Raw genomic sequence first — 7,739 nt, forward strand, 5'->3', positions numbered from 1 at the left:
CCTATTCAGTATAGGAATCATCTTCTCAATGTAGCATAGTCTTTTTTTAAAATGTCCTTTACAAAGGGTACACTTTATTATATGATAGTCTCTTTTATTCTTTATGCTACTTTATTCGCATCTTCATCTAGTTCAAATTGTGCTACTGCACGGTTTAACTTAATTTTATAAGCAAACAAAGCAAGAATTATAATTGTTCCAATAGTTGCCGCTAAATATGATGTTGAAATTGGCAACCCAAAACCAATGGGCGCACTAAAGATAAATGTTAACGAGACCATTGTCATAAACGCTGCTGGAATCGTTGCAACCCAATGGAATTTACGTTGAATTGCTAAATACATCGCCCCAACGAATAAAGCAATCGCACTAATTGCTGCATTTGTCACTCCAAAATATCTCCATAAAAGCGTGAAGTCCATTGTAGTTAAGATAAACGAAACAACGAATAATGGTAAGGCAATCCAAAGTCGACTCATTATTTTCAGCTGAGACACATTGATATAATCAGCAATAATCATTCGCGCTGAACGGAATGCCGTATCACCAGATGTAATCGGAAGAACAATAACACCAAGTACAGCTAGAGTACCACCAATTGCACCAAGTAACGTGAAGGCAACTTCACTAACAACTAGACCAGCTCCGCCTGAATCGATTATTGCACTTAAGTCTGTCCCGTAGAAAAGGCTCATGGCTGCTGCAGCCCAAATCATCGCAATAATCCCTTCTACAATCATCATTCCATAAAAGACTTTACGACCGTTTTGTTCATTTTGAAGCGTTCTTGAAATAATCGGCGATTGTGTTGCATGAAACCCAGAAATCGCTCCACATGCGATCGTGATCATTAAAATCGGAAATACAGCCGTACCTGCTGGATGCATATTCCCAAGTGCCAACTCAGGAATAGGTGCACCTGTTACAATTAACATACCGCCAATTCCAATAGCACTAAGTAAAAGAAGTGCTCCTAAAATCGGGTAAACTTTACCGATGATTTTATCAACTGGTAGCATCGTAGCTAAAATATAGTAAATGAAAATAACTCCTGTAATGACGCCTAGCGCCACCCAACCATTCATTAAGTTAAATAAAAGACCAGCAGGAGCCGTTACGAAAACGGTTCCAACAAGAAGTAATAAGAGCACTGCAATAGCATTTACAATGTGTTTCATTGTTTTTCCCAGAAACTTTCCAGCAAGCTGTGGCAAATGTGCCCCTTTGTTTCGAATGGAGATCATGCCCGTTAAATAATCATGAACGGCACCGGCAAAAATACAACCTACAACAATCCAAATAAATGCTATAGGACCGTAAAGTGCTCCCATAATTGGACCAAAGATCGGACCAACTCCAGCAATATTTAAAAGCTGAATTAACGAGTTTCGATTCGTCCCCATTGGAATATAGTCAACGCCGTCTTTCATGCTATAAGCTGGAGTAGGTCTTGCCTCTTTCATCCCAAACATTTTTTCAATTAATTTTCCATATGTGAAATAAGCAACAATTAAAAGTGCAATGGATACTAGAAATGTAATCATTGTTAAGCACCTCTTCCTTCATTTGAATACGCTTTCATTATAGTTTTTATCTTCTTTTTTGTGTCGATTATGTGATAACATGTGGAAATTGCGCGCTAACATGTAGATAATTTCGTCTTACGTGCTCTAATAAATACCGTTCTTCCTATACTTAAATCGCCTCTATTAATAGATTAATGAGTCAATCAAAATCAGGAATAATTGATTAGATCATTTTTCTTATTAACACTTGCTTCTGCTAATCTACTGCTTGTATTTTCAAATAATTAAAACAAAAAGATGTTGAATGCTTTGGCACCCATCATCTTTGCATAAATTTAAAGTTCTAGTCGTTCTCTTAGTAATTTCACATAATTTCTACTAACCGGAATTTCTTCTTTTTGACCAACTACTTTCACTTGGTAAGCTCCATTAAACCATGGAATAAGCTGTTCTACTTTATTTAAATTCACAAGATAACTTTTATGAGTTCTGAAAAATGGATACCCGTGTAATTTTCCTTCTAACTCTTTTATAGGCGTTTTTGAGCTATATTTTCCATCAAGCGTGCAAATAATCGTTTCACGATCTTCACGAAATAAATACGTGATATCTGCCGGGGATAAATAGACGATCCGCCCTTCATCTTCTACGGCTAATTTTTCGATACCTGTCTTTATATCCTCTTGCTTACCTGAAAAAGCTAAACGTTCCTTAATTCTTTCCACTGTATCCTGTAATTGCTCCTCATCAAAGGGCTTCACTAAGTAATCTAGTGCTTGTACACGAAATGCTTTCGCTGCATAGTCAACATAGGCAGTAGCAAAAATAATCAGTGGAACGTTTTTCATATTTTGAAGAGATTTGGCTAATTCTAATCCTGACATTTGTGGCATTTCAATATCTACAAAAACAACGTCTGGCTTTTTTCTCATGACTACTTCCAACCCTTTTTCTCCTGAATCAGCCTCTCCAATAATTTCAAGCTCATCATAACGGCCTAATAAAAATGTAAGTTCATCACGACTATGTAATTCATCGTCAATGATAACAGTTGTAATTAATTTCTTCATTTAGTCTCTCCTCACTTTATATCTAAAAAAATCGCTGTCACTTCTAAAATAGTGTAAATTACATAAATTATTACATTTAATCACTTAATTACAGGAAGATAAAATGAAATCAACGTTCCTTTCTCCTTATCACTTTCAATTATCAAAGTCGATTCTTCCCCGTACATCATTTCAAGTCTGCGATTAATGTTAAAAAGTCCGATCCCTGTCCCGGTTTCCGAATGTACTTTTTCTTTGCCTAGTTCTTTTAACCGACTTTTCTCAATCCCTTGCCCGTTGTCTTTAATCGATATTTTAATGGCAGCTTTCTCTTGTTGAATTCGAATATGTAATAAGCTGTCACTTCGCAATTGCTTCAATCCATGCTTTATGGCATTTTCAACAAGAGGCTGTAATGTCATCGGCGGTATTTTCACTCGCAACGCATCTTCGTCGACTTCGTATTGAACGGAAAGCTTATCAGAAAAACGAGTTTCTTCTATTTCTAAATATGCCTTCACATGATTAAGCTCTTCTTCTAACGTCGTTTCTGTTGCCGTTGTTCCAGCTAAGTTTTGTCTAAAAAAATGAGAAAGCGATACTAAAAGCTTTCTTGCTTTCATCGGATCGGTCCTGACGAGGGAAACAATTGTATTTAACGCATTAAATAAAAAGTGAGGATTCACTTGTGCTTGTAACGCTTTAATTTCAGCCTGCTTCGCTAATTCTAGATGACGATCAACCTCTGACAGTTCAAGCTGATGACTTAATAACGTCGATAAGCCTTTACTAAGTTCAATTGTCGTAGGAGAAGGACCTTTTTCTGACTTAAAATAAAATTTTAACGTTCCAATCGTTTCATCTTTTATTTTTAACGGCGCAATAATTGCGGCAGAAAGAGGGCAACGAGCAACACCACAATGCATTTCATCAGATTCTGTAATTATGAGTTTCCCTTCAAGTAAAACCCGTCTTGTTGCATTCGTTTTAATCTCTTCATTATGTAGATGATGATCTTGACCAACACCAACAAAAGCTAAGACAGTATCTTTGTTCGTAATGGAAACAGCATCCGCATGAATTTCCTTTAATAGTATGTTACATGTTGGCAAAGCTGATTGTTCCGTTAACCCCTTTCGCATGAATTTTAATGTTAAATCAGCCAACTTTAATGCTTTTTGTGCTTGAAGTGATCCCATTTTTTCTTCTTCCTGAATGACATTTCGTATAATCAAAATGAATATCGCCGCGCCTATTCCATTTGCCAAAATCATCGGAATTCCGATAGTCGCTACTAAGCCTAACGCCTGATCAAATGGACGCGCAATTAAAAGAATAACACCCATTTGAATTGCTTCTGCGAGCATGCCAACAATCAATGCCATTTGCAAAGAAATGATGCGATTGTTCTTGTTTTTTCGGTGAAAATAACCAGCTATGGCACCAGCGACGATCGTTGATAGCCCACAAGCTATACCAGTAAATCCACCTAACAAATAGCGGTGAGCTCCCGCAATAATTCCTGCACCTACGCCCACTTTCCAACCGCCTAATAGACCAGCAACAACTACACCAATGACACGTGAATTGGCAATCGCCTCTCCATCGCCGATATCAACGACCCAGCGTAGATAAGTTGCTTGTTCAGGATTCACCTTTATCCCTGTATATGTACCAATAATTCCAAACAGACCAAACATCACGATAACGCTTACACGTGATGTCCGCGAGATTTCTCGTTTCTCAATTAAATGCCGTATAAATTTAAATCGAGTCATTACAAAAGCAACCGTTACTATTATTGCTAACCGCTCAAGCATGACCAATACTAATTCCCACATGTTCTACATCTCCTATGTACACCATTTAAAAAAAATAATCAGACATAGTAATGTTTTATCGTATGGTATTAAAATAACATGATTTCAGTCAGAAACAAATTACTCTAACTCTTTTGATTTTGGCATCATTAAATAGAGGTTATACATGCACCTTCAATTTGCCATTTTATTGCTATTTAAAACCGCTTGTTTATCCACGATTCACAAAGTTTCGTCCAAGCAAATACGTCCGGACGATCTTCCGCAAGTCCTAAACCATGACGACCATTTTCAAAAGTATGCAGTTCAAAAGGGACACTCTTCTTGCTCAAAGCTGACGCAAATAGCAAGCTATTCTCAACAGGCACACTTTCATCATCTGCTGTATGCCATATAAACGTTGGCGGTGTGTCCTTCGATACTTGATTTTCACTTGAATACGTATTTCTCAATTCAAGAGATGAATTTTCTCCAAGGAGATGGTGCATTGATCCTTCATGTCGATGCTCTCCAAACGTAATAACGGGATAGCTTAGAATTAATAAATCCGGACGGCTACTTTCTCTTTCAATTGGATCTTTTGACTGATTATCACCGTAATCAAACTGAGTCCCAACCGTTGATGCTAAGTGCCCACCTGCTGAGAATCCTAGAATTCCAACTTTCGTTTGATCAATGTTCCATTTTTCAGCGTACTTACGCACATAACGGATCGCCCGCTTGGCATCTGTAACTGGAGCTGGATGTTTATAAGGATGCACTCGATAATTCAGCACAAATGCAGAAATACCAAAGGAGTTCAACCATTTAGCAATAGGCTCTCCCTCATGAGTTGCCCTTCTTACATACCCACCCCCCGGACATACAACAATAGCTCCTGTTAGCTGATTGGATTCTACTATGTACGGAACCATTGTTGGGACATCTTCCACATCGTCTCCTACTGCATATGGTACATTTTCATTCCAAAGTTTAATCACACTTATCCCTCCCCATTTTCTAACAACTTATTATTTTTAATGTAAAGCGTTTTATAAGCATTTATCAATCTTATTCCATCCTTATAAAAATCAAAACTCAATCAATGACATACGTTATAAAAAAAGAGAAAGGAATGGTTTTATGTATTTCATTGGTCGAATCCTAGAAAATTACCCTCTAAAGCCTAATAAAACAACTTTGATCTCCGATAAAGGAAAAAAAGCGGTTTGGTCTATAATAGCAGGTCAAGACGATTTTATTTTAAAGAAAATGGCTGTTGATGAAGAGCGCCTCAAATTTATGATCCATGCAATCAACCATCTCAGAGCAAATGGAATTCATACTCCTGAAATAAAGCAAACGGCTAACAAAGAAGATTATGTACGTTTCAACAAAGATCTTTTTGTTTTGTTTGAGGCTATCCATGGCAAAAAGCCTACGTATAAAAAAAACAAAGAATTACATCAAATTGTTACCAGTTTCACAAAGCTTCTTCAGGTATTAAAATTCCAAAACATATGAAGCCTTCTATTCTATTAGGCGGATGGCTACCAGAGAATCTAAGAAGATACAAAGAATTAGAAGACTGGAAACACGAGCGCTTAAACGCTGAACAAAAAAATGAATTTGATAAACAATTCCTGCTCCACGTTGATGCATTTCTCTCCCAATGTAAAAAGTCTATCACCCTATTACAAGAATCATGCTATGAGCAATGGGTTGAACAAACGAAGAAAACAAAAACAATCTGCCATCAGGATTTTGCTGCTGGGAATCTACTTATTGATAAAAAAGGCAATCTACAAGTATTTGATATGGATTCATTAACCATTGATCTTCCCATACGAGATATGAGAAAAATATTGAATAAAGTCATGAAAAAACGAAAAAAATGGTCCCTCGATGTAATGAATAACATGGTTGAAGCATATCAAAGCATAAACCCACTAACAAATGAGCAACTTATCGTGTTAACGGCAGATGTTCTGTTTCCTCATCTTTTCTATGGTCAAGTATCTAAGTATTATGAAAAACGGGAGAAGGAATGGACGGAGGAAAAACATATTAGCAGGTTAAAGGATACCATTTTTACTGAGCTTAGCAAAGAATCCACAATAAAAGCCTATCGTTATAGATTATAGGTTATAGTTTCGTAGAACTACAAATTCTTGAAAAAATGTTTGTAGAACTTCATTTCAGTACACTTCCCCCATTGTAACTGCTACAAAGGTGAATAAAAATGAGTCTGGATCCTGATTCATTTTATTATTAGAGCAGAACACTTCTTTCCTGCTGATCATTTTTAATAATAGTGTACTAATAAATTCAACTAGCTATTCTAATGGTTTAATAATAAGAAAAAACTTCAGCTATATAACGACGTTCTAATTCTGTAATTGACTATACTATGCACTGTTTAAATTACAGATTACTTAACACTCGCCAAAACCTCTTGTTTTCGCTTCTCTCTTTCTGCCGGAGTCATACGTGGGCAAGTATAACATTTTCCGTGTGCTCCTTCTGTTTGGTAATAAAGGCAGCACGTAGGCTTCATTCGTTGCATCATACATGGAGAGGTTGGGTTCTGTACTTCCATATATGGGAAGTCTAAAACATGTTTTTCACTTTGAAAAATGGATGGATTCGCTTCTTTTATTAACCAATGATAGTCTTGATCTAACAAGATCTTTTCTCTTTCATTAGCTGTCAGGTCTAAAGCGATTTTTCTTCCATATTCAATTCCGTGTAGTAATTGTCCCCAAAGTTCACGCAAACGGATATTAACTGTTTTTGATAGATTAATAATTAAAGGAGTAATAAATGTTTCAAAAAAATTGGCGAGTTGCTCTCTTCTTGATTCTTTATGACTTTCTGCATAGTAGCAGTTGTCAATATTCACCTTAAATGCAATCGTATCAACTTGATATTTCTCATCTTGATAAAATTGGATAGATAAAGAGTTAGGTATTGGAAGAATAACTTGATGCAGACCAAGCATTGTTATATAAGCAGAACAAATAATTCCAAGCTTACTACTTAAGTAAGTAGCAGGCACTTGATCGTTTAAAGCCTTTATTTGTTTTCCATACAATTTCAGCACCGACTCTGCTTGCTTTTGATCAAGTAATTCTTTCATCAACACTTCTTTCTGGATGTCCTTTTGATCACTACTATGTAGAAAAAAATGCGAAGTTACTATCTTCTCAACTTGAACAGTTTCCATTTTCGCCCTCCTTTTGCTTTTTCGTCTTTCATATTTACGCAAACATATAATAATTAAGTAAGTGAATCAATTTCATAATTGCCTAATTTAAAAATTCAAAGACAGGCAGAATTTTTAAATCCGTTTTTTTCAGACTTTA

At 36.3% G+C, this 7,739-nt stretch carries 7 protein-coding genes; 2 read left to right on the plus strand and 5 right to left on the minus strand.

Annotated features, from left to right (window positions below; genetic code table 11):
- Positions 1-101: 101 nt before the first annotated feature.
- The 4 genes from SLH51_RS24020 to SLH51_RS24035 all read right to left on the minus strand — a co-directional run bounded on the left by SLH51_RS24020 (position 102) and on the right by SLH51_RS24035 (position 5,372).
- A complete protein-coding gene (locus tag SLH51_RS24020) occupies positions 102-1,544 on the minus strand; it encodes a carbon starvation CstA family protein (RefSeq protein ID WP_335964113.1) in 1,443 nt (480 codons plus the stop codon).
- A gap of 317 nt (positions 1,545-1,861) precedes the next feature.
- A complete protein-coding gene (locus tag SLH51_RS24025) occupies positions 1,862-2,596 on the minus strand; it encodes a LytR/AlgR family response regulator transcription factor (protein WP_335964114.1) in 735 nt (244 codons plus the stop codon).
- A gap of 80 nt (positions 2,597-2,676) precedes the next feature.
- Positions 2,677-4,416, minus strand: coding sequence for a sensor histidine kinase (locus SLH51_RS24030; protein ID WP_335964115.1), 1,740 nt, complete (start codon positions 4,414-4,416; stop codon positions 2,677-2,679).
- 176 nt (positions 4,417-4,592) lie between these two features.
- Entirely contained in the window at positions 4,593-5,372 is a 780-nt protein-coding gene (locus SLH51_RS24035; protein WP_390183984.1) for an alpha/beta hydrolase, read from the minus strand.
- A gap of 145 nt (positions 5,373-5,517) precedes the next feature.
- On the opposite strand from SLH51_RS24035, the gene SLH51_RS24040 reads away from it, so the two are divergent.
- Together SLH51_RS24040 and SLH51_RS24045 are read left to right on the plus strand one after the other, a co-directional pair.
- Positions 5,518-5,898 (plus strand): hypothetical protein, encoded by a 381-nt coding sequence (locus tag SLH51_RS24040; RefSeq protein ID WP_335964116.1) that lies wholly within the window; start codon positions 5,518-5,520, stop codon positions 5,896-5,898.
- A complete protein-coding gene (locus SLH51_RS24045) occupies positions 5,883-6,518 on the plus strand; it encodes a CotS family spore coat protein (protein ID WP_335964119.1) in 636 nt (211 codons plus the stop codon). The genes SLH51_RS24040 and SLH51_RS24045 overlap by 16 nt, the downstream gene beginning before the upstream one ends.
- A 287-nt stretch (positions 6,519-6,805) precedes the next feature.
- Here SLH51_RS24045 and SLH51_RS24050 read toward each other — a convergent pair whose 3' ends face one another.
- Positions 6,806-7,600, minus strand: a complete 795-nt coding sequence (locus SLH51_RS24050; protein ID WP_335964117.1) for a (2Fe-2S)-binding protein — start codon at positions 7,598-7,600, stop codon at positions 6,806-6,808.
- Positions 7,601-7,739: the final 139 nt, after the last annotated feature.

It is taken from the genome of Halalkalibacter kiskunsagensis (genome assembly GCF_037027555.1).
GTDB lineage: Bacteria > Bacillota > Bacilli > Bacillales > Bacillaceae_D > Halalkalibacter > Halalkalibacter kiskunsagensis.